The organism is Pseudomonas sp. B21-017, assembly GCF_024749245.1.
In the GTDB taxonomy this organism is placed as follows: domain Bacteria; phylum Pseudomonadota; class Gammaproteobacteria; order Pseudomonadales; family Pseudomonadaceae; genus Aquipseudomonas.
Genome location: NZ_CP087194.1, coordinates 2,891,681 through 2,918,214, shown reverse-complemented (window position 1 = coordinate 2,918,214; position 26,534 = coordinate 2,891,681). Strand labels below are relative to the sequence as shown.

At 60.5% G+C, this 26,534-nt stretch carries 27 protein-coding genes; 15 read left to right on the top strand and 12 right to left on the bottom strand.

Translation table 11 applies throughout. The features are described from left to right. Positions 1-282 precede the first annotated feature (282 nt). Entirely contained in the window at positions 283-963 is a 681-nt protein-coding gene (locus tag LOY28_RS13175; RefSeq protein WP_258614141.1) for a glutathione S-transferase family protein, read from the top strand. Positions 964-1,082: 119 nt separating this feature from the next. Here the strand turns inward: LOY28_RS13175 and LOY28_RS13170 are convergent, their stop codons facing one another. The 3 genes from LOY28_RS13170 to LOY28_RS13160 all read right to left on the bottom strand — a co-directional run bounded on the left by LOY28_RS13170 (position 1,083) and on the right by LOY28_RS13160 (position 3,121). Further along, complete coding sequence (locus tag LOY28_RS13170) at positions 1,083-1,412, bottom strand: hypothetical protein (protein ID WP_111453226.1); 330 nt, start codon at positions 1,410-1,412, stop codon at positions 1,083-1,085. A gap of 75 nt (positions 1,413-1,487) precedes the next feature. After that, on the bottom strand, positions 1,488-2,168 hold the full coding sequence (locus LOY28_RS13165; RefSeq protein WP_258614139.1) for a phosphoribosyltransferase: 681 nt from the start codon (positions 2,166-2,168) through the stop codon (positions 1,488-1,490). Positions 2,169-2,233: 65 nt separating this feature from the next. Further along, the gene (locus LOY28_RS13160) at positions 2,234-3,121 is read right to left on the bottom strand and encodes a universal stress protein (protein WP_258614137.1); all 888 of its coding nucleotides are present in this window, start codon (positions 3,119-3,121) and stop codon (positions 2,234-2,236) included. A 259-nt stretch (positions 3,122-3,380) separates the two neighbouring features. On the opposite strand from LOY28_RS13160, the gene LOY28_RS13155 reads away from it, so the two are divergent. Continuing rightward, positions 3,381-4,604, top strand: coding sequence for a DUF3422 domain-containing protein (locus LOY28_RS13155; protein WP_258614135.1), 1,224 nt, complete (start codon positions 3,381-3,383; stop codon positions 4,602-4,604). Between the two features lie 18 nt (positions 4,605-4,622). Here the strand turns inward: LOY28_RS13155 and cobF are convergent, their stop codons facing one another. After that, positions 4,623-5,378, bottom strand: a complete 756-nt coding sequence (cobF, locus tag LOY28_RS13150; RefSeq protein ID WP_064617614.1) for a precorrin-6A synthase (deacetylating) — start codon at positions 5,376-5,378, stop codon at positions 4,623-4,625. Then, the gene (locus LOY28_RS13145) at positions 5,378-5,950 is read right to left on the bottom strand and encodes a histidine phosphatase family protein (RefSeq protein ID WP_258614133.1); all 573 of its coding nucleotides are present in this window, start codon (positions 5,948-5,950) and stop codon (positions 5,378-5,380) included. Before LOY28_RS13145 ends, cobF begins: the two co-directional genes overlap by 1 nt. Before the next feature lie 478 nt (positions 5,951-6,428). Here LOY28_RS13145 and LOY28_RS13140 point away from each other — a divergent pair, with 478 nt between their 5' ends. The 8 genes from LOY28_RS13140 (at position 6,429) to LOY28_RS13105 (ending at position 14,633) form a co-directional block, all read left to right on the top strand. Beyond that, positions 6,429-7,283, top strand: a complete 855-nt coding sequence (locus tag LOY28_RS13140; protein ID WP_018928989.1) for a MurR/RpiR family transcriptional regulator — start codon at positions 6,429-6,431, stop codon at positions 7,281-7,283. A 2-nt stretch (positions 7,284-7,285) separates the two neighbouring features. Further along, entirely contained in the window at positions 7,286-7,930 is a 645-nt protein-coding gene (locus LOY28_RS13135) for an isochorismatase family cysteine hydrolase (RefSeq protein WP_192350353.1), read from the top strand. Further along, the gene (locus LOY28_RS13130) at positions 7,927-9,258 is read left to right on the top strand and encodes a glutamine synthetase family protein (RefSeq protein ID WP_258614132.1); all 1,332 of its coding nucleotides are present in this window, start codon (positions 7,927-7,929) and stop codon (positions 9,256-9,258) included. The genes LOY28_RS13135 and LOY28_RS13130 overlap by 4 nt, the downstream gene beginning before the upstream one ends. Further along, positions 9,242-9,994 carry an N-formylglutamate amidohydrolase gene (locus tag LOY28_RS13125; protein ID WP_018928986.1) on the top strand — a complete coding sequence of 251 codons (753 nt, stop codon included), beginning with the start codon at positions 9,242-9,244 and terminating at the stop codon, positions 9,992-9,994. The genes LOY28_RS13130 and LOY28_RS13125 overlap by 17 nt, the downstream gene beginning before the upstream one ends. A gap of 53 nt (positions 9,995-10,047) precedes the next feature. Continuing rightward, positions 10,048-11,397, top strand: coding sequence for an APC family permease (locus LOY28_RS13120; protein ID WP_018928985.1), 1,350 nt, complete (start codon positions 10,048-10,050; stop codon positions 11,395-11,397). Positions 11,398-11,516: 119 nt separating this feature from the next. After that, positions 11,517-12,533: an arginine N-succinyltransferase gene (locus LOY28_RS13115; RefSeq protein WP_064617605.1), complete on the top strand. Its 1,017-nt coding sequence runs from the start codon at positions 11,517-11,519 to the stop codon at positions 12,531-12,533. Between the two features lie 61 nt (positions 12,534-12,594). Continuing rightward, the gene (astA, locus tag LOY28_RS13110; protein ID WP_086945598.1) at positions 12,595-13,629 is read left to right on the top strand and encodes an arginine N-succinyltransferase; all 1,035 of its coding nucleotides are present in this window, start codon (positions 12,595-12,597) and stop codon (positions 13,627-13,629) included. Between the two features lie 134 nt (positions 13,630-13,763). Next, positions 13,764-14,633, top strand: coding sequence for an oxaloacetate decarboxylase (locus LOY28_RS13105; protein WP_018928982.1), 870 nt, complete (start codon positions 13,764-13,766; stop codon positions 14,631-14,633). 51 nt (positions 14,634-14,684) lie between these two features. On the opposite strand, the gene hcnC is transcribed toward LOY28_RS13105, so the two are convergent. From hcnC to LOY28_RS13085, 4 genes are all read right to left on the bottom strand, one after another. Continuing rightward, complete coding sequence (gene hcnC, locus LOY28_RS13100; protein WP_018928981.1) at positions 14,685-15,944, bottom strand: cyanide-forming glycine dehydrogenase subunit HcnC; 1,260 nt, start codon at positions 15,942-15,944, stop codon at positions 14,685-14,687. Continuing rightward, a complete protein-coding gene (gene hcnB / locus LOY28_RS13095; RefSeq protein ID WP_230139129.1) occupies positions 15,937-17,346 on the bottom strand; it encodes a cyanide-forming glycine dehydrogenase subunit HcnB in 1,410 nt (469 codons plus the stop codon). The genes hcnC and hcnB overlap by 8 nt, the downstream gene beginning before the upstream one ends. Continuing rightward, positions 17,343-17,657 carry a (2Fe-2S)-binding protein gene (locus tag LOY28_RS13090; protein ID WP_018928979.1) on the bottom strand — a complete coding sequence of 105 codons (315 nt, stop codon included), beginning with the start codon at positions 17,655-17,657 and terminating at the stop codon, positions 17,343-17,345. The genes hcnB and LOY28_RS13090 overlap by 4 nt, the downstream gene beginning before the upstream one ends. Positions 17,658-17,944: 287 nt before the next feature. Next, positions 17,945-18,265 (bottom strand): hypothetical protein, encoded by a 321-nt coding sequence (locus LOY28_RS13085; RefSeq protein ID WP_064617596.1) that lies wholly within the window; start codon positions 18,263-18,265, stop codon positions 17,945-17,947. Between the two features lie 160 nt (positions 18,266-18,425). On the opposite strand from LOY28_RS13085, the gene LOY28_RS13080 reads away from it, so the two are divergent. Together LOY28_RS13080 and LOY28_RS13075 are read left to right on the top strand one after the other, a co-directional pair. Further along, positions 18,426-19,109 carry a response regulator transcription factor gene (locus tag LOY28_RS13080; RefSeq protein ID WP_018928977.1) on the top strand — a complete coding sequence of 228 codons (684 nt, stop codon included), beginning with the start codon at positions 18,426-18,428 and terminating at the stop codon, positions 19,107-19,109. Further along, positions 19,087-20,481, top strand: coding sequence for a HAMP domain-containing sensor histidine kinase (locus LOY28_RS13075; protein WP_018928976.1), 1,395 nt, complete (start codon positions 19,087-19,089; stop codon positions 20,479-20,481). The genes LOY28_RS13080 and LOY28_RS13075 overlap by 23 nt, the downstream gene beginning before the upstream one ends. Before the next feature lie 100 nt (positions 20,482-20,581). On the opposite strand, the gene LOY28_RS13070 is transcribed toward LOY28_RS13075, so the two are convergent. Together LOY28_RS13070 and LOY28_RS13065 are read right to left on the bottom strand one after the other, a co-directional pair. Continuing rightward, positions 20,582-21,088, bottom strand: a complete 507-nt coding sequence (locus LOY28_RS13070; protein ID WP_018928975.1) for a DinB family protein — start codon at positions 21,086-21,088, stop codon at positions 20,582-20,584. 223 nt (positions 21,089-21,311) lie between these two features. Further along, on the bottom strand, positions 21,312-22,430 hold the full coding sequence (locus tag LOY28_RS13065; RefSeq protein ID WP_192350340.1) for an NAD(P)/FAD-dependent oxidoreductase: 1,119 nt from the start codon (positions 22,428-22,430) through the stop codon (positions 21,312-21,314). 451 nt (positions 22,431-22,881) lie between these two features. Between LOY28_RS13065 and LOY28_RS13060 the strand changes: the two genes are divergently transcribed. From LOY28_RS13060 to LOY28_RS13050, 3 genes are all read left to right on the top strand, one after another. Continuing rightward, on the top strand, positions 22,882-23,178 hold the full coding sequence (locus LOY28_RS13060) for a hypothetical protein (protein WP_018928973.1): 297 nt from the start codon (positions 22,882-22,884) through the stop codon (positions 23,176-23,178). A 199-nt stretch (positions 23,179-23,377) separates the two neighbouring features. Then, positions 23,378-25,048 (top strand): Na/Pi cotransporter family protein, encoded by a 1,671-nt coding sequence (locus LOY28_RS13055; RefSeq protein ID WP_258614108.1) that lies wholly within the window; start codon positions 23,378-23,380, stop codon positions 25,046-25,048. 91 nt (positions 25,049-25,139) lie between these two features. After that, the gene (locus LOY28_RS13050; protein ID WP_026286632.1) at positions 25,140-25,457 is read left to right on the top strand and encodes a DUF2388 domain-containing protein; all 318 of its coding nucleotides are present in this window, start codon (positions 25,140-25,142) and stop codon (positions 25,455-25,457) included. Positions 25,458-25,492: 35 nt separating this feature from the next. On the opposite strand, the gene LOY28_RS13045 is transcribed toward LOY28_RS13050, so the two are convergent. After that, a complete protein-coding gene (locus tag LOY28_RS13045) occupies positions 25,493-26,440 on the bottom strand; it encodes a pyridoxal-phosphate dependent enzyme (RefSeq protein WP_064617590.1) in 948 nt (315 codons plus the stop codon). Positions 26,441-26,534 lie beyond the last annotated feature (94 nt).

Here is a 26,534-nt window from a genome sequence, read left to right as displayed (position 1 = left end):
ATTCTATTCCTTGAACAAATTGGACCAGACACACAGCGTGATCGACTGTCCGGCTTCCTCCGGGCAAGCCTGACAGCACAAACCAGCGACAACGGTACAAGGGCGCTGAGATGAACGCCATGACCAATGAGTCACAACCCGACCAGCGGTTTCCAGTTAAGCAGGAATTCTCCCGTGTGCAAGCTCACAAGCTCGAAAGCATCTGCCCAGACGCTTCGCCGGCATCAGCCTATGCTTGTTGATTGCCCCACCCTTTTCATCTGCCCAACAAGGAGTTGAAAAATGTCGCTAACGCTTTACTACCATCCGCTGTCGTCGTACTGCCACAAAGTGCTCATCGCGCTTTACGAAAACGGCATCAAGTTCGACAGAAGAATCATCGATCTCACGGACGCCGCCGACCGCGCAGAGCTTCAGGCATTGTGGCCAATCGGAAAATTCCCGGTACTTCGCGATCATGCTCGTCAACGTAATCTGCCGGAGTCCAGCGTCATCATCGAGTACCTGGATCGCCTGTATCCAGGTGAACAGCGCCTGGTTCCGGACGATTGGGAGACCGCGTTGGAGGTGCGCTTATGGGACCGGTTTTTCGACAATTATCTACAAACGCCGGTCCAACAGATTGTCAGTGATCGACTACACGCGACCAACGGTGATTTGACCAGGGAACGGGCCACACTTGCGACGGCGTACAGCATGCTCGAGCGCCGAATGGCGTCCAGGATCTGGGTGGCCAGCCCGGACTTCAGCCTGGCCGATTGTGCCGCCGCCCCGGCGCTGTTCTATGCCTGCACACTGGTGCCGTTCCCCGACGACTACCAGCACTTGAGCGCCTATTTCGACCGGTTGATACAGCGACCGTCATTCCTGCGTGTGATCGACGAAGCCAGGCCCTGGTTTTCGTTTTATCCGTTTGCGGATCGCCTTGCACAACGGTTTCGTGAGGCGCCGGATAATGCATGACCAGTCATTGGCCGTAACGCGATCTGTAGACAACCCGGCGTTTGCGATGTTGCTGGTGGGGATTCGCAAGGCTGAGCGGGAGGGATGGGGTCGTAGGAACGGCCCCTGCGACCGGCGGTTTACCGTTGCGCCAACTCATGCCGGATGCATTGCTCGTAATACGTTTGCTTGATGCCGGCAGGCTTGAGACGCGAAGGGCTGTTATAGGTTTGCTCCGTGATGCCCATGGCCGTCATGCGCATCCACGGCCGGGGAAACTTGCGCGATTGCAGCTTCTTGCGTGCTCCGTAAAGCGTAAGCCCGGAAAGTTTCGAGGCTTGCGCGCCCTCGGCTATTTCCGAGCCCCAGCTGCATACATAGCGAGAGTTCTTGCTCAGTTCCTTTGCCTGGGCTCCAAACGAGATAACCACCAGGACAAACGTTGCAGTCATCCATACCAAAGTCCGCATATCGCCAATGCCTAACCTGCTGAAAAGAAAGCGAGTTTGACAACGAACCAGAGATCGGGGGGCCAGCAGTTTGCCTCATTTCATCACTGATTCTCTCTGCCTGGCCCGATGTAAAAGATCGATGACTTCCTGGTCCGACGTCTGAGTAAAGTCCGTGTACCAATGGCCGATCGATACCAGCCAATCGGGGGTGAGCGGGCAAATCAGCTCGTCCACTTCGTCGCGCAGTGCCTCTGCCGTTTCCATGGGGGCCACCGGCACGGCGACGACGATGCGCGATGGTGCTTGCAAGCGCACGGCCTGTATCGCAGCCATCATCGTGGCCCCTGTCGCCAGGCCGTCGTCGATCAGAATCACCACCTGATCCTTGAGTGCCAAAGGCCCGCGGGATACCCGGAATAGCTGCTCGCAACGCAACATTTCCTGCGTTTCCTTCGCCACCACCGCGTCGAGCGTACGCTGGTCGATGCCGTTAGCCCGCAGCGCATCGTCATTGACGATTTGAATGCCACCGCTGGCGATAGCACCCATGGCGAATTCCTGGTGGGACGGCACCCCGAGCTTGCGGACCAGCATCAGGTCCAGGCGAACCTCCAGGGCCGTGGCCACTTCATAGGCGACCGGTACGCCGCCACGGGGCAAGGCCAGGACGATGACATCGGCTCTTTTAGCGTATTTAAGCAACGGTTCCACTAGGCTTCGGCCGGCATCAACCCGGTCATGCAAGATGGTTTGCAATGAAGGACTGTGATTCATCTGAAAACCTCCCTGGGGCGGGAACCCCGAAACGGGCAAGTCAATTTCGCCAAGGATGCTTGCGACTACACCGCCAGAACGCTGCAAGGCACCTGGTACAGAATATGTTCGGTCGTGCTGCCGAGCAGTTTCTCCAGGCTGCCGTATTGCGTTCTACCCATCACGATCACATCTATCTGGTGTTCGTGGGCGAACTCACTCAGCGCCGACACCGGATGCCCCGTGATGAAATGCCGGCATTCAGCGGGCACGCCGAACCGGGCGGCCAACTTGAGGAATGAGGTTTCCAGGTCCTTGCGCAATTCCCGGGTAAGCTCCGATAGCGTCAGGCCACCACCCAGATCCGCCAGAAAAGCGGCCGGAATGTCACACGCGAACAGCAGATGCAACTCGGCATTGCATTGCAGCGCAAGGGCAGACGCCTGCAGGATGATCCGGTCATTGAGTTCGCTGTTCGAAGGCTCGGTATCGACAACATCAACCGCGGCCACCACCTTCTGCGGCAAGGCATGGCTTTCGGCGCCCACCAGATAGACCGGCACCGGACAATGGCGCAACAAACGCCAGTCCAGCGGCGTAAAGAACGCGCGCTTGAGCACGGGCTCATGCTGGACTTGCTTGATCAACAGATCGGGTTGCATTTCCGTGACGTGATCAAGGATGTCCTGGCGCATGTTGTCGGCCCAGGCGACCTCGGTTGTCACCTCGATCCCCCTGCCCTGCATTTTTTCCGCCTGTTCCTTGAGCCAGTCGCGGTGTTCCTGCAGGTAGTTCGCCCGAGCCACTTTCCGGTCGCCCTCTTCGAGCAACGACAGAATGTCCAACGAGGGGATCAGCGCCGCAATATGCAAACTCGCCCCGCTGGCCTTGGCCACGGCAGCGGCATGGTTGAGCGCGGGAGACTGGCGCAGGAGCGGGTTGATGATCAGTAATAACCGTTGATACTGGCTCATGATCTGACTCCGGACAGCGATGGCGTTTTCGCCAGGTCAACAACCCGGCTTCAGCCCAGACTCCCCCCTTAAAGTCTCTTGGGCCTTGATTCATATCAATTCCCTGTGGGCGTCATTGAAGGTGCCCACTTGGGAAAGAATAGTTCACAACTGTGTTGTGCATCTCGTGCCGGGCTCGTGTGGCGAGGGGAGTTGTATGTGACTCCAAAATGGGTCACCCAGTCCCAAGAACAAACAACTCCAACATGGCCTCGACAGCATGCACCCGCAAAGACTGACCCTGCACAATGAGTTGCACGCGCGCCCTTCGCTGTATTTCGACGAGCCCGCCCACGTGTTTCATTTGGCGTTTCTGGCTAATGACGGGCAATGCGACACCCTGCTGAGTCGCTGCTGCCCCGGCCCCGTCGACCCGGATGCGGCCCAGGGCATCACCAGGCTGGAGGGGCATGCCTTGAAGTGGGAGCGACACGCGGAGTTCCTGACGCTGACACTGGTGGTGCCTTCTTCCAGTCAGGAGCCTGACTGGAGCCAGCCCCCCAAGACCTTGATGGACCGCGTCGAACCCTTCATGCAGCACGTGATCAACGCCGTGCAGATTGTGGTGCGTAACGATGCGTCTTTTTCCGGCGATCTGTCGGTTTATGGATTCAAAGACCCTTGCGGCTCATGCATAGGCGGTGGCGATGCGACGGTCTGGTGCGATTTTCGCCTGAGCGAGGACGGCACCAACCGTTTCCTGTTCGTCAACAAGCGCCTGAATGCCTATCGCCAAGGCCGGATGATCCGCCGCCTGCTGGAAATCGAAACCTACCGCATGATGGCGTCGCTTTCCCTTACCACCGCGAAAACCTTGAGCGCTCAGCTCAACGTCTTCGACAAGACATTGGTCAACCTTTCGGAACGTAACGCCGGCCCCGATACCGGCAATGCGAAAGCGTTGTTGACCGACATCGCCAGTCTGTCTGCGCAAGTGGTCAGCAGCACCGCGAAAACCCGACACCGCTTCAGCGCCACCCAAGCGTATGCCCAGCTGGTTTTCGAGCGTTTGGGCGAACTCAGGGAAACTCACGTGGGCGATTGCCAGCGACTCGGGATCTTCATCGAAAGACGCTTCAAACCTACCGTCAGGTACTGTGACGTCACCGAACAGCGCCTGGAGCAGCTGGCCAAAAGCGTGGCCAACCTCGGGGATCTGCTGCAGGCGCGGGTGCAGGTTGAAATGGAAGAACAGAACTCGGAAATCCTGAGCAGCCTGAACGCTCGCGCCGATACCCAAATCAAAATCCAGCGTGCGGTCGAAGGCTTGTCGATTATCGCCATCACCTATTATTTGCTGAGCCTGTTCAAGCTGTTCTACTCGGGCCTGCACACCATGGGCGCAGACATTTCCCCGAGGGACGCCATGCTGGCCATGACCCCGCTCGCGCTGTGCATACTGCTGTTTATTTTGATCAGGATCAGAAAAGCCAAAGAGCACTGATCCATCAGCTGGCGGCGTTCAAGGCTTGCGCAACAGGTAGGTATCCATGATCCACCCGTTGGCCAACCGCGCCGCCTTGCGCACCCGCTCAATTTCATCGGCCACGTCTTTGAGCTTGCCGCTGATCAGGATTTCATCCGGCGTCCCCAGATAGGCCCCCCAGTAAATGTCTGTCTCCTGATCAGCCACGTGATGGTAGGCATCTTGCGCATCCAGCATTACCACCAGGCTGTCGGCATCGCTTACCTGGCCGGCCGCCAGCCGTCGGCCGGTGGTGATTTCAATCGAGCGGCCGATGCTGTTCAGCGGCACCTTATGTTGCGCCGCCAGCGCCTGCACGCTGGTGATGCCAGGGATCACCTCGAATTCGAACAGACAACGACCGGACGCCAGAATCGCCTGCAGGATCCGAATGGTGCTGTCATACAACGCCGGATCGCCCCACACCAGAAAACCGGCGCACTGATCGTCGGTCATTTCCTCATTGATCAACCGCTCGAACGTCTGCTGCTTGGCACGGTTCAGGTCTTCGACGCTGGCGTTGTAGTCCACATCCCCGCGCTCACGCTCCGGGCTGTGGGCTTCAACGAAGCGGTAGTCGTGATCGGTGATGTAGCGCTCGCAGAGCTCGCGGCGCAGGTCGATCAGTTTGTCTTTGCTCTGGCCTTTGTCCATGAGGAAAAACACGTCGACCCGGTTCAGCGCTTTCACCGCCTGCATCGTGATGTAGTCGGGATTGCCCGCGCCGACACCGATAACCAGAAGTTTTTTCATCACAGCACTCCTTCAGGGTCCATGCCCGTCAAGCGTAACCGCCAGCGACCGTTGAACCGCAACTCGACGGCCGACAACGGTTCGACATCGATCTGGTTGAACCCGGTGCCCTGCAACACCTGCATCAGCGCGGCGCGAATGACAAACGGATGGGTGATGGCAACGATATGCTCCGGTGTCGCCTCAAGGGTCTTCAGCCATGCGGCTACCCGCTCACCGAGCTGCGCCACCGATTCTCCACCGTGGGGCGCCGACGTCGGGTCGCTGAGCCAGGCCTGGAGCGTCTCGGGTTCGGATGTTTGCAAATCGTCGATCGACGTGCCCTTCCAGCGTCCGAAATCGCAATCCCCCAATGCCGTGACAATCTCCACGTTGTCGCCAAACAGCTCAGCGGTTTGCCGGGTCCGCCGTTCAGGGCCGCAGAGTAAACGGGGGGCTCGCTTGAACAGACGACAGCGCGAGCCCTTCGCCGATTGCCAATCCATTTCCACGGGTTCATTCGTAGGAAAACGCGCCAGTTTCTGTGCGACGGTTCGAGCGTGGCAAATCAGGGTCAAGCGGGTTGCCTGCACGAAGGTTCTCTCTGTCGATGGGATGAAAGATGGCACGATGCCGCGAACAATCGGTTCATTGTGCCGCAAGAAACGCACTCTGGGCGCCTTCCTTGTAGCAGCTGCCGAGCTCGCGAGGCTGCGTTCGGCCGCGTAGCGGTCGTAAAATCAGGCACTGTGATCCGTCAGGCACACTGTGCACTCAGGGTTTACGACTGCTTCGCAGCCGAACGCAGCCTCGCGAGCTCGGCAGCTGCTACGGCGTGGGCTCACAACGCCCATTTTATTCCTGAGCTGGGTCGATATCTCACACCTCTATGGGCGATGTCCTACAAAGCCTGTCGACATCCACTCAGCCCCGCACGCACGGGGGTTTTGCCCCATTTTAGTGCTTTCAAAATCCGCACAAAAATTAACTAGACATGTAGCACACGTTACATAAATACTAATTTAGCGTTTTATGAAATGAAACCGACATACCCATCCAGCAGGAGCCCGGATGCCCCCTCTCAGAGACCTGATCACCGAGCCCGGCCTGGACTTCACGCCGTCGGAACGCAAAGTCATACGTGCCTTGCTGGACCAGTACCCGCGTAACGGACTGGGCCCGATGTCACGTCTGGCCGAACATGCCGGTGTCAGCGATCCGACCATCGTGCGGCTGGTAAAAAAGCTGGGTTTCAGCGGTTACGCCGATTTTCAGGAAGCCTTGCTCAGTGACATGGATCACCGCCTGCGCTCCCCCAGCACCCTGTTGCAGCCCCGCGCCCAACTCAAAAAAGATGACCCCTGGAGCCATTATCTGGCAGACAGCCATCGGGCACTGGTAGAAACCCAGGCGCTTACCCAGCCTGAAGATGTGCGGATTCTGGTGGAGTGGCTGCTCGACACCCGCCACCAGGTCCACTGCTTTGGCGGTCGCTTCAGCAGTTTCCTCGCCAACTATTTGCTCAATCACCTGCGCCTGTTGCGGCCCGGCTGTTTCGCCCTGGAAGACAACGCCCAATTACCGGACCGGTTGTTTGACGTGCAGCGTCAGGACGTATTGCTGGTGTTCGACTATCGCCGCTATCAGTCCCAGGCCCTGCGGGTCGCCAATGCCGCGAAGAGCCGACATGCGCGTGTCGTGCTGTTCACCGACATCTACGCATCACCGCTGCGGGAAATAGCTGACCTGATCATCAGCGCACCGGTGGAATCGGCGTCGGCCTTCGACTCGATAGTGCCGGCGCTGGCCCAGGTTGAAGCACTGATTGCCTGCCTGACCCTGCGCAGCCCCGATCTGGCCGATCGCCTGGAAGGCATCGATGCCCTGCGAGCCGATTTCGACACTCACCTGCTGGAGGATAAATAAGGATGTTCATGCTCCCCCACCATTCGCCCCGGGACTTGCCGTTTGCCGCCGACCACACCGCGCTGTTGCTGGTGGACATGCAACGTGCCTGGCTCGAACCGCAGTTCGACCCACACCTCAACGAACCGGATGCCGACTACTTCCTGACCCGCGCCCGCACGCAGGTGGTGCCCAATCAACGCAGGCTGCTCGATGCCTTTCGCAGCGCCCGGCAAAACGTGTTGCACACACTCATCGAAAGCCTCACCGCCGATGGCCGCGACCGTTCGCTGGACCACAAACTCTCGGACATGCACCTGCCCAAGGGCAGCCCGCAAGCGCAAATCATCGAAGAGCTGACGCCGACCGAAAACGAAATCGTGCTGCCCAAGACCTCTTCCGGGGTGTTCAACTCCACCAGCATTGACTACGTGCTGCGCAACCTAGAAACCCGCCACCTGATCATCGCCGGCATCGTCACCGACCAATGCGTCGACATGGCCGTGCGCGACGCCGCCGACCGCGGGTATCTGGTAACGCTGGTCGAAGATGCCTGCGCCACCTACACCGAACAGCGGCATCACGCCTGCCTGAACGCCATCAAGGGCTACTGCTGGATCACCGACACCCAGACTGTGCTTGGCCGGTTGCAGGAGATCCAGCCATGAGCGAACGCCTGTCACCCCTGCCCATGACCACCATTGTCACCACCGACCTGATCGGCGTGACACGCGGCCGTTCCTTCCCCACCGACGAACTCGATGCCTATCAAGTGGCCGGTTGCGGCTGGGTGCCGGCCAATAGCGCCCTGACCCCGCAAGACATCATCGCCGCCAGCAACCCTTGGGGCGCTTATGGGGATTTACGGCTGATTCCAGACTTGAGCAGCCGGGTGACCGTCAACAACGGCCCGGATGCCAACGCGCCGGCGCTGGACTTCATTCACGGCGACATTCGCGAAACCGATGGCCGTCCGTGGGGCGCCTGCCCTCGTACGCTGTTGCGCAACGAAGTGGAACGCTATCGCGACGAGTTGGGTTTGCAGATCAACGCCGCGTTCGAACACGAATTCAACCTCGACAGCGGCGCGGCGGAGCACCTGGCGTTCTCTCTGGAAGCCCAGCGCCAAGGCGCCGAATTCGGCGGCTGGCTGCTCAGTGCACTGCGAGCCGGCGGCGTCGAACCGGAAATGTTCCTGCCGGAATACGGCAAGCACCAATACGAAATCACCTGCCGCCCGGCCCTTGGTGTCGCCGCCGCCGACCGCGCGGTGAACGTGCGCGAGATCACCCGTGAGATTGCCCGGCAAATGGGCCTCAGCCTGAGTTTCACCCCCAAGACGGCCGAGCATGCCGTGTGCAACGGCGTGCATTTGCACGTGAGCCTGCAAGACATGGCCGGCCAACCGGTGATGTATGACGCCGGCACCGCCAACGGCCTGTCGCCCCTCGGCCAGCATTGGGCCGCCGGCGTTCTGCATTACTTGCCGGCGCTCTGTGCGTTCACCGCGCCAACGCCGATTTCCTATGAACGCTTGCAGCCCCATCACTGGAGCGCTTCCTACGCCTGCCTCGGCCAACGCAACCGCGAAGCGGCGCTGCGGATTTGCCCGACCGTCAGCCTGGGCGGCAAATCCGTGGCGATGCAGTACAACCTGGAATTTCGCGCCATGGACGCCACCGCCTCACCGCACCTGGCCATGGCTGCATTGCTGATCGCCGGGCGCCTGGGTATCGAGCAGCGCCTGGCGTTGAACGCCATCACCGATGAAATCCCTGACTCCCTGAACGAAGAGCAACGCCATGCCCGCGGCATCGTCGCCCTGCCCGCGTCGCTGTCCCGGGCACTGGATTGCCTGCGCAACAGCGAGGCGCTGATCGAAGCCCTGCCGAGCGCGTTACTGGACACCTACTTCGCCCTGAAAACCGAGGAACTGACGCTGACGGAACAGCTCTCGCCCGCCGACCTCTGTGAGCACTATGCGCGCCTGTACTGAATCCGCCGAACTGGGCCTCTACACCCGGCCTGCCTACACCCTGAGCCGGGAAGCTTCCGAGCACCCGCTGATTCTGGTGTGTGAACACGCCAGTCGTTTTATCCCGGACCGGTTAAACGACCTGGGCCTGAGCGACGAGGCCGCCCGCGAACACATCGCCTGGGACATCGGCGCCCTGGCGCTGGCCGAGGGTTTGGCCGAAGCACTGGGCGCGACCCTGTTGGCGGCCAACTATTCGCGGCTGTTGATCGACCTCAACCGCCCGCGCCACGCGCCGGACAGCATTCCGTTGCAGAGCGAGATTTATCAGGTGCCGGGCAATCGCGATCTGGACGAGGCCACCCGTGAATACCGCCGGCACTGCCTGTTCAAACCGTTTCATGCACGCCTGCAAACCTTGATCGACGCCCGTGTGGAGCAAAATAAACCGGTTCGAGTGGTGGGGATTCACAGTTTCACGCCGATATATTACGGCCAGCCGCGATCGCTGGAAGTCGGCGTGTTGTACGGCCAGGCCACGGAGTACGCCCAGCGAATGATCGACGGCCTGAGCCGGCACCCATTGAAAGTCGCCGGTAATCAGCCATACAAAGTCGATCCGCTGGGTGACATGACCGTACCGGTTCACGGCGATGCACGCGGGCTGGACTCGGTGCTGATCGAGGTGCGCAACGACCTGCTGCGCACCCCCGAGGACGTCAGTCGCTGGACCGACTATCTGGCACCGCTGCTATAGCAACAGTTTCAAACTCGCAGCGTGTAGCTGCTTATATCAAGGAGAACGGCTTCATGGACATTGAAGAATTCGGCTACAGGCAAGAGTTGAAACGTAGCCTGTCACTGACCGACCTGGTGGTGTACGGGATGATCTTCATGATCCCCATCGCTCCGTTCGGCGTGTATGGTTACGTCAACGCCGAAGCACCCGGCATGGTGCCGCTGGCCTACATCATCGGCATGGTGGCGATGCTGTTCACCGCCCTCAGTTACGGCAGCATGGCCCGGGCCTTTCCGGTGGCGGGCTCGGTGTATTCCTACGCACAACGCGGCCTCAACCAACATGTCGGGTTTATCGCCGGCTGGCTGATGCTGCTCGATTACCTGCTGATTCCGCCGCTGCTCTACGTATACGCGGCGATGGCGCTGAATCATTTGTACCCGGACATCCCGAAAGTCGGTTTCATCCTGGCCTTTCTGGTCAGCGCCACTTTCGTCAACCTGCGGGGCATCACCTTCACCGCGCGGATGAACATCATCTTCCTGCTGGCGCAACTGGTGGTGCTGGGGATCTTCCTGTTCTACGCCTGGACTGCCTTGCACAGTGGCGGCGGTAACGGTCAGCTGACCCTGGCGCCGCTGTACAACCCCGAGACGTTCAACTTCGCCCTGTTGATGCAAGCGGTGTCGATCGCGGTGTTGTCGTTCCTCGGCTTCGATGCGATTTCGACCCTCGCCGAAGAGATCAAGGGCGATCCGGGCCGCAGCGTCGGCAAAGCAGCGTTGATTACCCTGGTGGTGATGGGCGTGATCTTCGTCGTGCAGACCTGGATCGCCACCGACCTGGCCGCCGGCCTGGGCTTCAAGTCCGCCGACACCGCGTTCTATGAAATCGCCGAAATCGCCGCCGGTAGCTGGCTGGCCACCCTGACCGCCGTGGCCACTGCGCTGGCCTGGGGTGTGGCGGTCGCCATCACCTCCCAAGCGGCGGTTTCGCGACTGCTGTTCGGCATGGCCCGAGACGGCAAACTGCCAAAAGTGCTGGCCAAAGTGCACCCGAAACACAACACACCGTACTTGAGCATTTATCTGGTGGCGGTGCTGTCGCTGGTGATCTGCTACCTGTTCATCAACTCGGTGGACACCCTCACCTCTCTGGTGAACTTCGGCGCCCTGAGCGGCTTCATGCTGCTGCACCTGACCGTGATCAACTACTACTGGCGCCGGCAGCAATCCGGCCAGGTGATCCGTCACCTGATCTGCCCGGTCATCGGCTTCATCATCGTCGCCGCCATCATGTACAACATGGGCGTCGATGCACAGAAACTCGGCCTGATCTGGATTGCCCTGGGCCTGGTCTATCTATTCTTCCTCAACAAACTGGGTGCCAGCACCGCACTGCCCGACCCAAGCAACGGCTGACAAGAAAAAGAGCAACGTCTGACATGATTTCAGGCGACTGCCGATTTTACGCGTGGAAACCGACAGTGATAGTCAGGTTCGGTGCAAGCCGCCGAACCCTTTGATACAGGAGTATGTCCATGCTGGTCTTACGTCCAGTCGAGTTAACCGACCTGCCCCAGTTGCAGCAACTGGCGCGTGACAGTCTGGTGGGGGTCACGTCCTTGCCGGACGACACCGAACGCCTGAGGGAGAAAATTCTCGATTCCTGTGCTTCGTTCGAAAAAGACGTCCAGGGCCAAGGTCCGGAGAACTATTTCTTCGTGCTGGAAAACCTGACGACTCGCCGTCTGGTCGGCTGCTCGGAAGTGCTCGCCACCGCCGGGTTCGGCGAGCCGTTCTACAGTTTGCGCAACCGCCATTTCACCAGCGCCTCACGGGAGCTGAACATCGAGCATGGGGTGCCGGCGTTGTCGTTGTGCCAAGACCTCAGCGGTCACTCTTTGCTGCGCGGTTTCCATATCGACTCGGCACTGGAGCGCACGCCATTTTCCGAGTTGCTGTCCCGGGCGCGACTGCTGTTCATCGCCGCCCACCCGGCACGTTTTGCCGAAGCGGTGATCACCGAGATCGTCGGTTACAGCGACGAACAGGGGCAATCGCCGTTCTGGGATGCGCTGGGCAAGCATTTCTTCGATTTGCCTTACGTCGAGGCCGAGCGGCTTTGCGGCCTGCAGAGCCGAACATTCCTCGCAGAATTGATGCCGCAATACCCGATCTACGTGCCGATGCTGTCGCAGGCTGCGCAAGATTGCATCGGCCGGATCCACCCCGATGGCCAGGAGGCCTTCGACATTCTGGAGCGCGAAGGCTTCGAGACCAACAGCTACATCGACCTGTTCGACGGCGGCCCGACGCTGTACGCCCGCACCTCAAGCATTCGTTCCATCGCCCAGAGCCAGGCCGGCACGGTGCAGACGGGCTCGCCCATCGACGCCCGTGGCAGTTACCTGGTGAGCAACGATTCGTTGAAGGACTACCGCGCCATCGTCGCCGAACTGGACTACTGCGCCGGGCAACCTATCGCTTTGAGCGCCGAGATGTGCGCGGCCTTGAACGTGACCGACGCCAGTGCGATCCGGCTGATCGCCCTGTGAGTGGCAACCGGCCCCGAGCCCAACGACAGCGCCCGAGCAGGCGCGAAGAAGGAGCTGCATCATGATTTTGCGCCCGGTTCAAATGACCGACCTGCCCGCTTTACTGGATTTGGTACAACGGGCCGGCCCCGGGTTCACTACCCTGCCGGCCAACGAAGAGCGCCTGACCCACCGGGTGCGCTGGGCCCAGCGGACTTTCGCCGGACAGGTCGAGCGCGCGGATGCCGACTACCTGTTTGTGCTCGAAGACGATGATCAGCAAGTGGTCGGCGTCAGTGCCCTGATCGGGGCCGTCGGTCTGCGAGAGCCCTGGTACAACTACCGGGTCGGGCTCACGGTCAGTTCATCGCCGGACCTGGGTATTCAGCGCCAGATCCCCACGTTGTTCCTCAACAACGAAATGACCGGGCAATCGGAAATCTGCTCGTTGTTCCTGCGACACGATCAACGTTATGGCAGCAATGGTCGATTGCTGTCGCTGGGGGGGCTGCTGTTCGTTGCCGAATTCCCCCAGCTGTTCGGCGACAAGCTCATCGCCGAACTGCGCGGCAGTGCCGACGAACATGGCTGCTCACCGTTCTGGGACAGCCTGGGCCGGCACTTCTTCAAGATGGATTTCAGCCATGCCGATCACTTGTCGGGGCTGGGCAGCAAAGCGTTCATCGCCGAACTGATGCCGCGCCAGCCGCTCTACACCTGCCTGCTCACCGAACAGGCCCAGGCGGTGATCGGCAAGCCCCACCCCAACACCGAACCGGCGCTGAAGATCCTCACCGCCGAGGGGTTTGCCCATAAGGGTTACATCGACATCTTCGACGCAGGCCCGGTGATCGAAGCCCCGGTGTCGAGAATCCGCGCGGTGCGCGACAGCCAATCACTGGTGCTGGCCATCGGCACGCCCGACGACCAGGCCCCGGTATGGCTGATCCACAACCGTCGCCTGGAAAACTGCCGCATCACCACCGCCCGGGCGCGGCTGGTGGGCAATAGCCTGGTGGTCGACCGCCTCACCGCCAAACGCCTGCAATTGCAACCCGGCAGCTCGGTACGCGCGGTGCCGCTGCTCAACCAACAGCAGCAAGCGGTAGCGGCGTGAGCGGAAAAGATCTTGCGTTCACTTGCCAAAAAAATTCGTCATCATCCTTTACCCGCCCGCGTGATAGCCTTTTGTTCCTTCGGCGTTGACACTTTTGCTCAAGCCCTTCCATTCCTTTATATGGTGGAACTCGTATGTCCAGGCTTTCTCACCAAGATTTACGCCGTAATTTCCGCCAACTGCTCGCTTCCGGCATCTGCTACCACACGGCCTCTGTCTTCGACCCGATGTCGGCACGCATCGCCGCCGACCTGGGTTTTGAGGTGGGAATCCTGGGTGGTTCGGTGGCGTCGTTGCAGGTATTGGGCGCCCCCGATTTTGCGTTGATCACCCTCAGTGAGTTCGCCGAACAGGCCACCCGCATCGGCCGAGTGGCGCAATTGCCGGTCATTGCCGACGCCGACCACGGCTACGGCAACGCGCTCAATGTCATGCGCACCATCGTCGAACTCGAACGCGCCGGCGTGGCCGCCCTGACCATCGAAGACACCCTGCTACCGGCGCAATTCGGTCGCAAGTCCACCGACCTGATCACGGTCGCCGAAGGTGTCGGCAAGATCCGCGCGGCGCTGGAAGCCCGGGTCGATTCGGAAATGGCGATCATCGCCCGCACCAACGCAGGGATCCTGCCGGTCCAGGAAATCATCAGCCGCACCCAGCATTACCAACAGGCCGGGGCCGACGGGATTTGCATGGTGGGCGTGCAGGATTTCGATCATCTGGAACAGATCGCCGAACACCTGAGCGTACCGCTGATGCTGGTCACCTACGGCAACCCGCTGCTGCGCGACGACAAACGCCTGGCCGAATTGGGCGTGCGAGTCACCATCGACGGCCATGGCGCCTACTTCGCAGCGATCAAAGCCACTTATGACAGCCTGCGTGAACAGCGCCAGATCTTCACCCAGGCCTCCGACCTGAACGCCACCGAACTAACGCATACCTATACGCAGCCGGAGGACTACATTCGTTGGGCCAAGGAGTTCATGAGCGTTAAAGAGTGACGGCACAAGCGCCCTCACCACAGCGCTCGCGCGTCTGTGGTGAGGTTGAGGTCAAGCCATGTGCGCTTCTTTCGATTCGACCTCCGGCGTCACTTCAAACCGATCCGCCAGAAACGGTGTGATATCCAGCGGCAACGGCTCGTTATTCACCAGTTTGTCCAGCACCACGCCGGTAATCGCCGAGGTCAGGATGCCGGTGCGGAAATGTCCGCAGGCATTGAGGTAACCCTGCACCCCTTTCATCGGCCCGAGAATCGGCAGTTCGTCCGGCGAACCAGGACGTAACCCGGCCCAGCAACGTTTCAGGTTGATGTCGGCGAGCGCCGGAATGCAGCGCACTGCGCCTTGCACCAGGCTGCTGATTTCCGGGTAGGTGGTGGTCACGTCAAAACCTTTGTCTTCGGTGGTGCTGCCGATCAGGATTTCGCCATTGTCTTTCTGCGCCACGTAACAGTCGCTGGTGGTCAGGCAACCGCGCAGGATCTTCGGCATGCGCTCGGTCAGTAGGATCTGGCCCTTCACCGGTTTCACCGGAATGCGAATGCCGGTGGCCTGCTCGCTGAGGTCGGCGGCCCACGCACCCGCAGCGTTGATCAGCGTATCGCAACGGAACACACCGGCCTCGGAGGTCTGCACGCCAGTGACCTGCGAGCCGTGATGCAGCACCCCGGTGACGTTGGTGTTGAAGTACAGGTCCACACCGTTTTGCCGCGCGCCTTCGGTGTAGGCATCGGCCAGGCGGAACGGGCTGACCTGATGGTCGCAGAGAAACTCCAGCGCCCCCCTCGCCTCATGGCTGACACTTGGCTCGGCTTCGCGCAGTGCCGCTTGATCGAGCCAGCGCACCTGATCCGCCAGGTGCGGAATGCACGCCACGATGTGCTCGGCGTAGAGCCGGTCTTCATCGTCGTAGATCACGAATTTCAAGCCGGTCCTCTCGAACTTGAAATCCATCCCGTGATTGTCCTGCAGCTCCCGGTGCAAATCCGGGTACATCGCGTTGGACTGCAAGGCGAAATCGAAGAACGACTGCGGCAGGATATGCGGCGTGCTGGAGTCCACCGCCACCGCCGCGCCCTGGGCTTCGCGCTTGCGATTGGCCGACATCATGCGGAAGAAAATCACCCCGCAGCCCAAGCCCACCGACTCACCGATCGCCCACAAGCCCCCGGCCGAAGCACGGGTCGCGTTGCCGGGTCGCTTGGCGTCGATCAGCGCGACTTTCAGGTGTTTGCGCTTGGATAACTGATAGGCGCAGGACGCCCCGATCACACCGCCGCCGGCGATGATCACGTCGTAGAACTTACTCATGGCTTGCAGCCTCCGTGCCGACAGACTGGAATGCTGAAAAAGGAATCGGGTCGACGGGAAAGCGCGGTCGCAACCAGCCCACATCTTGCCGCCCGGTGGCTTCGCGCAAACGGTCGGTGCAATAACCGACGCACATCCGCCCCTGACAGTCGCCCATGCTCACGCGGGTGCGCATTTTCAGGCTGGCCAGGTCTTGCACACCCTGCTCCAGCGCCCGATCGATGTCGGCGCGGGTCGCGTGCTCACAGCGGCAAATCACCGTGTCGGCGACCGGCAATGCGGTCTGCCCGGCACCGCGTTCGGTGTAACGGTCGACGGCGGCGCGAAAGCGCACGATGGACTTGAGTTTCGACAGGTAGCGGTCACGTCTGACCCGCGCCAACTCCGCATCCAGCACGTCACGTTGCAGCAGGATCGACACTGCTGCGATTCGTCCCGCGAGCATGGCCGCCTCGCCACCGCGAATGCCGCCCATGTCACCGGCCAGATGCACATGGGGTTCGCTGCTTTGCTGCCAGACATTGGCGCTGGCCCGCAGGTAGCCGTCATCGCTGAAGCCATGGTCCAGGCCCATTTGCTGGCTGAGTTGGGTGCGAGGAATGAAGCCATAGCCGACCGCCAGGGTCTGCGCGGCAATCCGTTCGGCGCGGCTCAGGTCTGGCTCCCAGGTGCTGGAGTACGGCGCGACAGTCACCGAACTCAACTCATCCTCGCCCTGTGCGTCGACCACGCCCCAGCCATAGTGCATGGGAATGCCGTGCAGTTTCAGGTACGCGAGCATGCTCAAACCGTCGAGGAACAACTGTGGCTTGTTCAATAGCGCGAGGCTTTCCCGGGCGATCTTGCCGAACCCGCACGCCTCGTAGACTCCGGCGACGCTCACCCCCGAAGCGTGTAGCTGGCAGGCCACCAGCGGCAACAGCGGACCGGTGCCGGCAATCACCACCGGCCCCTGGGGTTGAACGACGCCGCTCTTGATTTGCAGTTGCAAACCACCCAGCAGAATCACCCCAGGCAAGGTCCAGCCGGGGAACGGTACGCTGCGCTCATGGCAACCGGCAGCCAACAGCAGCTGCGGGTATTCGACCTCCTGCAAATGCTCGTTGATGTCCAGCACCACCAACGCCCGGGTGCCTTCGGCGCCGACCACGCGGTGGTTCAAGCGCACGTCGATCAGGCCCGACTGCTCGTGGAATTCTCCATGCAGTTTGGCCAGCACTTCCGAATAGCGTGGCCCCAGGTAATCCAGTTGCACGTTATCGCGCAAGGGGCCGCGATAGACCACCCCGCCAAGACGCGAAGCCTCTTCGAGCAAGGTACAACGCACACCATGGCGCGCCAGTTCAATGGCCGCGGCCATACCCGCCGGCCCGCCGCCGACGATCACCGGTTGCAGGCTCATAAAACCTCCTGCCCGGCGATACGGTTGACCCGGGTTTCGATGCGCATGCCCTCACGCACGATCGTCTGGCAGGCACGCCGTTTGTGGCGCCCATCGATTTTCACCAGGCAGCATTGGCACACGCCCATGCCGCAATAGGCACCGCTGATTTGATCGTGATCGTTACGGGCCACCTGGCGAATGCCCAGTGACTGAATGACCGTCAGGACGGTTTCGCCGATGGCGGCGCTGACAGTCTGGCCATTGATGCACACAGTCATATCCGCCCGCACCAGTGGCTGGATATCGAAGGTTCGGTTTATGCGTTGCATTGCGATTGTTCATCCGTGAAAGGTTCAGGTGAGATTCTTCAGCTCCATGCTGCACTACACCTTGCGGGCCACCTGACTAATAACAACGAGAAGGTCTGCACTGGTACTTCGACAACGCATCAGCTGCGCGTCCAAGCAATGTAGTCAATACCGCGAGATGGGGCTGGATCTTTTTATGTTAGGAAATATCGCCGAAGGAAATATTGATCCAGGCCAGTGAAAACACCTGCGTCCTATCCAACATCGACGCTAAGCATTGCGCTAAGCGTTTTTTGGCTGCAAACGAATTACTTGCGCTTGTAACTCTTGTTGCCGCTGGGCGTCAGGCAATACACACCGCCTCTTGGCCCGGTGCAGAACGTACCGGTACCGCAGGCGCAGCCTTCGGTTTCCTGTAACAGCGTCTGCGGCCGCGCCTGGCTTTTAGTGCCAAACATCGCCGAACAGCTTTTCTTTGAACCGCTGATGGAGCCGTCATTGCACAGGAACAGATCGCCGTCGCAACGATCGATACCGCCCTTCTTCCCCGAACACGGCGTATTGGCAGCCCAGGCGGATGAACCGAACAGGCACAACAGCACAAATATTGGCATCCAGCCACGAACCATTAAAGTGCGCACAGTGCAGCTTCCATTTAGAGTCATGGCTGGATGATATCAATGTTGCGACCAGCCTCACGAGACCACATGAAAGTTAATTTAATCAGCCGCATGTAATTCTTGGCAAAATGCCTCAACTTCGTATTGAACCGATTATCAGGCAAGCCCTATGACCCGTATTTTGACCATCGAAGACGACGCCGTGACCGCCCGGGAAATCGTCGCCGAACTGAGCAGCCACGGCCTTGAGGTGGATTGGGTCGACAATGGCCGCGAAGGCCTGGAGCGCGCCGTCAGTGGCGACTACGACCTGATCACCCTCGATCGCATGCTGCCGGAGCTCGATGGCCTGGCGATTGTCACCACCTTGCGCACCATGGGTGTGGCCACGCCGATCCTGATGATCAGCGCCCTCTCCGACGTCGATGAACGCGTGCGTGGCTTGCGTGCCGGCGGCGACGATTACCTGACCAAACCGTTCGCCACCGATGAAATGGCCGCCCGGGTCGAAGTCTTGCTGCGCCGGCAGAACACCGTGACCGCCCAGGCCACTACGTTGCGCGTGGCCGATCTGGAGCTGAACCTGATCAGCCACGAGGCCAGCCGCGACAGCCAGTTGCTGACGCTGTTGCCCACCGAGTACAAGTTGCTGGAATTTCTGATGCGCAACACCGGGCAGATTCTGTCGCGGATGATGATTTTCGAAGAAGTCTGGGGTTATCACTTCGACCCCGGCACCAACCTGATCGACGTGCACATCGGCCGTCTGCGCAAGAAAATCGACCCGCCAGGCAAAGCCCCACTGATTCGGACCGTGCGAGGCTCGGGTTATGTCATTGCTGAACCCCTCTAAAGGCTGGCGTTCCTCCAGCAGCCGTTTGCTGGCGCTTTACAGTTCGCTGTTCGTCGCCTGGAGCGCGATTCTCATGGGGGTCATGTATTACGAGGTGTCCAACTACCTCGACACCCTCGCCAAACACTCGCTGATGCAACGTCAGCATCTGTTTTCACGCTTCCAGGGCGAGCAACTGGTGGATGCCCTCGCCGCCAGCATGACCTTCGACATTCGCGGCATCGATGCCTATGGCCTGTTCGATGACCAGCAGCGCTACCTCAGCGGCGCCTTGCGCCAGATCCCCGAAGAACTGCCGCTGGACGGCAAAATTCACATGCTCGGCGATTGCGCCGAATCCGACGACCCGACCCTGCCCGCCGACAGCTGCGACGCCGTCGCGACCCGAACCCTGGACGGCCGCTGGCTGGTGCTGGTGCGGGACAACGGTTCGTTGTTTGCCGTGACCCGGATCATCCTGCACGCGCTATTGTGGGGCGTGTCGCTGACGATTTTGCCGGGCATCGCCGGCTGGCATTTATTGAGACGGCGCCCGCTGCGGCGGATCCGGGCGATCCAGGCCAGCGCCGAAGCCATCGTCGCCGGCGACCTGACCCGGCGCCTGCCGTTGTCCAATCGCCGTGACGAACTGGACATGCTCGCCGCCATCGTCAACGCCATGCTCGAACGCATCGAGCGCTTGATGCATGAGGTCAAGGGCGTGTGCGACAACATCGCCCATGACCTGCGCACGCCGCTGACTCGTCTGCGGGCGCAGCTGTACCGGATTCAGCAACAGGCCGATGAAGGCTCGACACTGGCCGTGCAACTGGATTCGGTGCTCGGCGAGGCGGACACCTTGATGGCGCGTTTCCGTGGCTTGTTGCGGATTTCCGAGCTGGAGGATCGCCAGCGCCGTTCGGGGTTCGTGCGACTGGACCCGGTGCCGTTGCTGCGGGAGTTGCATGACTTTTATCTGCCGCTGGCGGAAGAAGGCGAACTGACCTTTGAACTGCAAATGCCCGAATCCTTGCCCGGGCTCAACGGCGACCGCGCTCTGCTGTTTGAAGCCGTGGCGAACTTGCTGAGCAACTCGATCAAATTCACCCCGCCAGGTGGCCAGGTGATTTTGCGTGGGGTGAATGACGCGGGGCACACGCGCATTGAAGTGCTCGACTCCGGCCCCGGGATTGCGCCGGCCGAGCGCGAGGCAGTGTTTCAGCGTTTCTATCGCGCCGAAGGCGGCAACCCGCAAAGCGGATTCGGGCTGGGCCTGTCGATCGTAGCCGCGATTGCCAGCCTGCATGGGTTTACGCTGGAGGTGGACAGCAGTGAGTTAGGGGGTGCGCGGTTGGTGCTCGATTGCCGGCAGAACCTGATTCCCCAGGCTTGACCCAATCTCCATAACAAAGAAGATCAATGTGGGAGCGGCCCCCTCGCCACAGGGCCACTTCCCACAGCGGATTTATGCTGTTATCGGGCCAGGGCTCGACTCAATACCCGGGAACCTCGCGCAAAAACTCTGACAGGTCGGTGATCGGCGGTATGGCCGGAATGTCGAAGTACATCTGGATCACCCAGCCCCGGTGATAGCTGGCGTGGTTGACCACATGCAACAGCATGGCGCCGGCACTCATGACCCCGCTTTCCCCCGACATGGAGGTGAATTCGATGGGTTTATCCAGCGACTCCTCGGTCTGGGCCGAGCTCCAGCCACAGAACCATTGATCAATCTCCTGTTGCGCCATTCGCAACTCGGCGAGCTCGGTATGGAGCAGGCCATGGGAGGTCTTGAAGTCGTGCCCCCGGCCCTCCAGATGAGCTTGCCAGATGCAATCCACCACATAGGTGTGGTTCAAGGCGCCGATCATGTTATTGAACACCGACACCCGTTTGCGATTGAGTTCCTCAGGTGGCAGCGCCATGAGGCTGTCGAAGAGTCGCTGATCGGCCCAGCGCTTGTAATCGGCGAGCATGCGGGCAGTGCGTACGTTGATCATCAGAGATCTCCCATGGCGATGGGCGCATTGCCAAGAATAGTCCTCGCAGCTGGTTGCAGCCTAAACCCTGATCATCGGTTGCGCCGCACGACTTTGTAGCAGCTGCCGAAGGCTGCGTTCGGCTGCACAGCAGTCGCTAAACCATACGCTGCGGGTGGGTCAGATAAACCACGTGCGCAGGATTCACGACTGCTACGCAGCCGAACGCAGGCTTCGCCAGCTGCTACAGTGTTTCATTGCGAATTAAACGCTGCACCACCCGTTCGGCCAATGCCAGGCAACTGGTCAGCCCCGGCGATTCGATGCCGAACAGATTGACCAGGCCCGGTACGCCGTGAATGTCCGGGCCGCTGATGATGAAGTCGGCGACCGGCTCGGTCGGCCCGCTGATTTTCGGGCGGATGCCGCTGTAGGCCGGTTGCAGACTGTCATCGGGCAACGCCGGCCAGTAGCGCCGGATCGCCTGATAGAAGCCTTCGCCACGATGGGGGTCGACGCGATAATCGATCTGCTCGACCCATTCGACATCCGGCCCGAAACGGGCCTGACCACCCAGGTCCAGAGTCATGTGCACGCCCAGCCCGGCGCTTTCCGGTGCTGGATAAACCAGATGCCGGAACGGCGCCTGGCCGCTGAAACTGAAGTAGCTGCCCTTGCACAGCCAGGCCTTGGGCACGTGCCGCGCCGGCAAGCCTTCGATCCGGCTCGCCACCTCTGGCGCAGACAGTCCGGCGCAGTTGATCAGTTCACGACAGCTCAAGGTCATCGGCTGAGTCCCCCCCATGTGCAGCTCGAAACCCTGTTCGGTACAACGGGCCGATGTAAGCGGCGTATGAAAGGCCACCGAGGTGCCCCAGGCTTCGGCATCGGCCTGAAGCGCCAGCATCAAGGCATGGGAATCGACAATCCCGGTGGACGGTGACCAAAGCGCTGCAACACAAAACAACGCCGGCTCAAGCGCTCGTGCCTGACCGGCATCCAGTAATTGCAGGTCATCGACACCGTTGCGCCGGCCTTGCTCCAGCAACGCCTGCAAGGCATGGCGCTGACGGTCATCGGTGGCCACGATCAGCTTGCCGAGGCGCCGGTAATCGACACCGCGCTCATCGCAGAAGGTATACAGGCGTTGCTTGCCCTCCACGCACAATTGCGCCTTGAGACTGCCGCTCGGGTAATAGATCCCGGCGTGGATCACTTCCGAATTGCGCGAGCTGATGCCCACGCCAATCCCCTCGCCCGCCTCGACCAGGATCACTTCTCGTCCGGTCCGGGCCAAGGCTCTGGCCACCGCCAGGCCGACCACGCCAGCCCCGACTACCACGCATTCGATATCGACGCTCACCTGCCCTCCACTCATTCAAGCCAGCCCTGGATGCGATAATCGATCAGGCTGGAGGATATCGCCAGCATGACTTCATACGGTCTGCTACGTGGCGTTCACACTCTATGTTTAATTTCCCATTTAACGATCATTCAAAATAACAATTAACTGTCATTGACCTGAACACTTTCCAACTTCCCCCTTCAACACAACCTTAACCGGCTATCGGCGATTGACTTTGCCAACCTGCCTGAGTAAATTGCGCCGGCCGATAACAACGGCTTTTTTCAACTCACAAAAGAATTCAATGGACACAGTATCTAGTCGCTGTCGGATGACTGCTCACACGCAGGATCTGGCACATAACCCAGACAATGACGGGCCTCGACTTTTCGGTCGGGTGAGCTGCGCTAGAGCTTGAGGCTCCACCGTAACTTGCCTCACCGGAATCAGTCCGGCCCAGAGGCATGTTATGAACTTCAAAACCACTGTACTGCCGGGCGTACGCGCCTTTGCATCGACCATGCGGGTCAAGCCCTGCCGTGAGCGTCTGCCGACGACTCGGCTCTGCGCCCCGTTCTCCGCCCCTTCTACCCACGCCAAGGTGCGCCCTCGTGCCAACTGGCGTGTCTGCCCGACAACCGGCCGGCTTCAGCAACGCTGGAGCTTCGACGACAGTCAGGACCCACAAAGTCGGCGCATCGCGCGCCTCTTCCAGCAGGCGAGCCTGATGCTCGGCCTGTCTATCGGGGCATGCATTTTCAGTTGATCTGAAGGCACTTCAAAGTCCTTCCAGAACGGTTTCCTTAAACGGGAATCCGACAACTTCTTATTGCCCGTAAAAAATCTGAATTATTGGAATTAGTTGCGGACCATCAAGTAACACCACAATCACGGGTGTTATTCAGATACCACGAGCCGGGTTCCGGGCCTTCAATAAATGCAATACGAAACAAGGGAGAGCCCTCATGTCGGGAACTACTCTACTGATCAACCTCGCCGGCTCCATTGCCCTGTTGCTATGGGGCACTCATATGATTTCTTCGGCGCTGTTACGCGGCTTCGGCACGCCGCTGCGTCAGTGGCTGGGCCACAACCTGAACAACCGCTGGATGGCGTTGCTGTCGGGGATCGGTATCACCGGGGTCTTGCAAAGCAGCACCGCCGTGAGCCTGATGGCGACCTCGTTCACTGCCGCCGGGATGCTGGGACTGGCGCCGGCCCTGGCGGTGATGCTCGGCGCCAACATCGGCTCGACGTTGGTGGTGCAATTGCTCAGCGTTGATGTGTCGATGCTCACGCCCAGCGTTTTGCTGGCGGGCCTGATCGTCTTTCGTCTGCGCGATGACTCGCGCTACGAAAGCGTCGGTTGTGCACTGATCGGCCTGGGGCTGATGCTCCTGGCCTTGCACATGCTCGGCTCCACATTGGCGGAAGTCGAAGGCACGCCGATCTTCCAGCTGATCATGCAGAGCCTCGAGGGCGATCTGGTCATTGCGCTGCTGGTGGCGCTGATCCTCACCTGGCTGTGCCACTCCAGCGTGGCCGTGGTGTTGCTGATCGTCTCGCTGGCCGCCACTGGCATGCTCTCGGCCAGCACCATCGTCGCGCTGGTGCTGGGGGTGAACATTGGCGGTGCGCTGCCCTCGGTCATCAACGCCGGATCGAGCGTCGGCCGACGCCTGCCGCTGGGCAACCTGCTGGTGCGTGCGGTCGGTGCTCTGGCGGCCTTGCCGTTTGCCGGGTTGCTCGCTCAGGCGCCGCTCGCGCCCTCGACCCTGGTGGTGTGCCTGCACACCGGTTTCAATCTACTGCTGGCGTTGGTGTTCATCGGTCTGACCGACGTACTCGCCAATGCCCTCACCCGACTGCTGCCGGCACCTGAGCGGGATGTCGATCCCGGCATGCCGTGCTATCTGGACGAGGCCGGCCTGGAAGTGGCCAACATCGGCCTGTCGAATGCCGCTCGCGAAGCGTTGCGCATGACCGACATGTTCTCGACCATGCTCGGCCGGATGCTGCAGCTGTTCCACACATCGCTACCGGCCTGCGCCGATGAAGTGCAGCGGATCGATCAATCCCTGGACCTGCTCAGCGCGGCAATTCGCGCTTATCTGGCCGACATCGGCAAGGAAGGCATCAGTGACAGCGATGCTGATCGTTCCCAGGAAATCCTCACGTTCGTGATCAACCTCGAACATGCCGCGGACATTCTTTCCAGCAGCCTCACGCAGTTGGCCATGCGCCGCTTGCGTCGGGGTGAACAGTTCTCGGCCTTCGAACTGGGCAACATCGCCCCGCTGCACGACGCCGTTCTGGAAAGCCTGAGCCTGGCGATCACCGTGTTCCTGCGCGAAGACATCGCCACCGCCCATCAACTGATCCAGCGCAAGGAGACCGTCAGAAGGCTCGAAGCCTGCGCCAGCCGCGAGCACTTTCGCCAGTTGCAGGAAGACAAAAGTACCTGGGCGCAATCCGGTGATATTTTCCAGCGGGTACTGCGTGATTACCGGCGCATGCATCACCACATCGCCGCCCTGGCGTATCCGCTGCTCGAACGCGCCGGTGAGCGCTTGGTCGAGAGCATCGATGCTCCCGCTACGGGTCGCATGACGGTAGATCTGGCTGGAATTGAGTGAGGTGTCGATCGGCAGGGAACTCCTGACCACCGCCAGGCATCCTAAATTATGTGTTACTTCTTTTACGCTTCACGCTTCGGAGGACGCCGTCATGCGCCGTCTGTTTTTAGTATCTTCACTCGTGCTTTGCTTGCCCTTTGGCTCAGCCATGGCCCGTGTGGATGCGGGCGATGTCGCCACCTCAGCCGGGGTATCCGCATCGCTGTACTCAACGTTCAAGGATCACAAAATGGTCATTCCCGCCCGGGATGACGCCTCCAGTTTTGTCGCCAGCGGCGGCACGATCCGTGGCGTTTACCTGGAGTCGGTATTGAAGGAAATTCGCCAGAATCATCCCGACCTGAAGGCCAGCGATGAAGACCTGGCCAGAGCGATCCTCGTTCAAGAAGGTGTTCCAGCCGGTCAATAAAGTCTGAAACGTAAGCGGTAGGGCTAGTGACAGCCCTACCTTGCTTCAACGCTGTGTTTTTCGACCCCGGCAGACAGGCGTGCCCAGCCGGCGACCAACTGCGCGCTGATGCTGACGCCGCCGCACACCACAATCACTACGTCGTGGGCCTCGGCAATTGCCGGATGGTCGAGGTAGGCAATCGCCAATGAAACGCCACACGCCGGTTCGACCAACTGGCGCAGGTCGTTGGCGTAACGAACCACGCCCATGATCGCCTCATCATCGCTAAGCACCACGCATTCATGCGGGAAATCAAGGATGTGCTGCACCGGCCAGGCGGCCACTTGCGCGGCGCCGAGTGAGGTGGCAACGGTGTCGATGCGCGGCAATCTGACCGGGTGCCCGGCAGCGATGGCGGCAGCGAACGACGCCGCCCCCTGGGTTTCGCACGCAACGATCCGACAATCCATGCGCTGATGACGAATCAGGCCGGTGAGCAGGCCCGCCAGCAAACCGCCGCCCCCCACGGATGTCACCAACGCATCGACCTGAGGACAGTCCTCGAGGATTTCATCGACCATGGTGCTGTGCCCTTCCCACAACACCGGGTGATCGAAAGCCGGCACGTATTCGGTGTCTGCGCCCTTCGCGAGTTCTTTCGCCCGCTGATTGGCCTCGTCCCAGACCTTGCCATGGACAATCACCTCGGCACCGGTTTTCCTGATCCTGGCGCGGGTGGTTTCCGGGGTCGTGTTCGGCACCACGATGCAGGCTTTCAGCCCAAGGTTGGCGGCGGCCACGGCCGTGGCCAAACCGGCATTGCCACCGGAAGGGCAGACAACTTTGCGCTTGCCCTGCTCTGCCGCCTGACTGCATAACAGGCCCATGCCGCGCAGTTTGAACGAGCCGCTGGGTTGCAGGTTTTCCAGCTTGAGCCAGATTCGCCGGGTCGGAGTCGACAGACCCGGGTGCAGAATCAGGGGCGTTCTGATGTGAAGCATCGTGTGCTCCTTGTGACAGCACCGGCGCGTTGAGATCTTTCAACGGGCCGGAAGTGAACGGACAGGCTCATCCTTATCCAAGCTTAGTTCACCC

Excerpts from the sequence above, each read along its gene's own strand:
- hcnC (WP_018928981.1), bottom strand. The coding sequence starts at position 15,944 with ATGAGTAAGTTCTACGACGTGATCATCGCCGGCGGCGGTGTGATCGGG.
- LOY28_RS13120 (WP_018928985.1), top strand. The coding sequence starts at position 10,048 with ATGGACATTGAAGAATTCGGCTACAGGCAAGAGTTGAAACGTAGCCTG.
- LOY28_RS13155 (WP_258614135.1), top strand. The coding sequence starts at position 3,381 with ATGCACCCGCAAAGACTGACCCTGCACAATGAGTTGCACGCGCGCCCT.
- cobF (WP_064617614.1), bottom strand. The coding sequence starts at position 5,378 with ATGAAAAAACTTCTGGTTATCGGTGTCGGCGCGGGCAATCCCGACTAC.
- LOY28_RS13055 (WP_258614108.1), top strand. The coding sequence starts at position 23,378 with ATGTCGGGAACTACTCTACTGATCAACCTCGCCGGCTCCATTGCCCTG.
- LOY28_RS13125 (WP_018928986.1), top strand. The coding sequence starts at position 9,242 with ATGCGCGCCTGTACTGAATCCGCCGAACTGGGCCTCTACACCCGGCCT.
- LOY28_RS13080 (WP_018928977.1), top strand. The coding sequence starts at position 18,426 with ATGACCCGTATTTTGACCATCGAAGACGACGCCGTGACCGCCCGGGAA.
- LOY28_RS13165 (WP_258614139.1), bottom strand. The coding sequence starts at position 2,168 with ATGAATCACAGTCCTTCATTGCAAACCATCTTGCATGACCGGGTTGAT.
- LOY28_RS13090 (WP_018928979.1), bottom strand. The coding sequence starts at position 17,657 with ATGCAACGCATAAACCGAACCTTCGATATCCAGCCACTGGTGCGGGCG.
- astA (WP_086945598.1), top strand. The coding sequence starts at position 12,595 with ATGATTTTGCGCCCGGTTCAAATGACCGACCTGCCCGCTTTACTGGAT.
- LOY28_RS13140 (WP_018928989.1), top strand. The coding sequence starts at position 6,429 with ATGCCCCCTCTCAGAGACCTGATCACCGAGCCCGGCCTGGACTTCACG.
- LOY28_RS13170 (WP_111453226.1), bottom strand. The coding sequence starts at position 1,412 with ATGCGGACTTTGGTATGGATGACTGCAACGTTTGTCCTGGTGGTTATC.
- LOY28_RS13060 (WP_018928973.1), top strand. The coding sequence starts at position 22,882 with ATGAACTTCAAAACCACTGTACTGCCGGGCGTACGCGCCTTTGCATCG.
- LOY28_RS13130 (WP_258614132.1), top strand. The coding sequence starts at position 7,927 with ATGAGCGAACGCCTGTCACCCCTGCCCATGACCACCATTGTCACCACC.
- LOY28_RS13160 (WP_258614137.1), bottom strand. The coding sequence starts at position 3,121 with ATGAGCCAGTATCAACGGTTATTACTGATCATCAACCCGCTCCTGCGC.
- LOY28_RS13050 (WP_026286632.1), top strand. The coding sequence starts at position 25,140 with ATGCGCCGTCTGTTTTTAGTATCTTCACTCGTGCTTTGCTTGCCCTTT.
- LOY28_RS13115 (WP_064617605.1), top strand. The coding sequence starts at position 11,517 with ATGCTGGTCTTACGTCCAGTCGAGTTAACCGACCTGCCCCAGTTGCAG.
- LOY28_RS13085 (WP_064617596.1), bottom strand. The coding sequence starts at position 18,265 with ATGGTTCGTGGCTGGATGCCAATATTTGTGCTGTTGTGCCTGTTCGGT.
- LOY28_RS13105 (WP_018928982.1), top strand. The coding sequence starts at position 13,764 with ATGTCCAGGCTTTCTCACCAAGATTTACGCCGTAATTTCCGCCAACTG.
- LOY28_RS13075 (WP_018928976.1), top strand. The coding sequence starts at position 19,087 with ATGTCATTGCTGAACCCCTCTAAAGGCTGGCGTTCCTCCAGCAGCCGT.
- hcnB (WP_230139129.1), bottom strand. The coding sequence starts at position 17,346 with ATGAGCCTGCAACCGGTGATCGTCGGCGGCGGGCCGGCGGGTATGGCC.
- LOY28_RS13135 (WP_192350353.1), top strand. The coding sequence starts at position 7,286 with ATGTTCATGCTCCCCCACCATTCGCCCCGGGACTTGCCGTTTGCCGCC.
- LOY28_RS13175 (WP_258614141.1), top strand. The coding sequence starts at position 283 with ATGTCGCTAACGCTTTACTACCATCCGCTGTCGTCGTACTGCCACAAA.
- LOY28_RS13045 (WP_064617590.1), bottom strand. The coding sequence starts at position 26,440 with ATGCTTCACATCAGAACGCCCCTGATTCTGCACCCGGGTCTGTCGACT.
- LOY28_RS13070 (WP_018928975.1), bottom strand. The coding sequence starts at position 21,088 with ATGATCAACGTACGCACTGCCCGCATGCTCGCCGATTACAAGCGCTGG.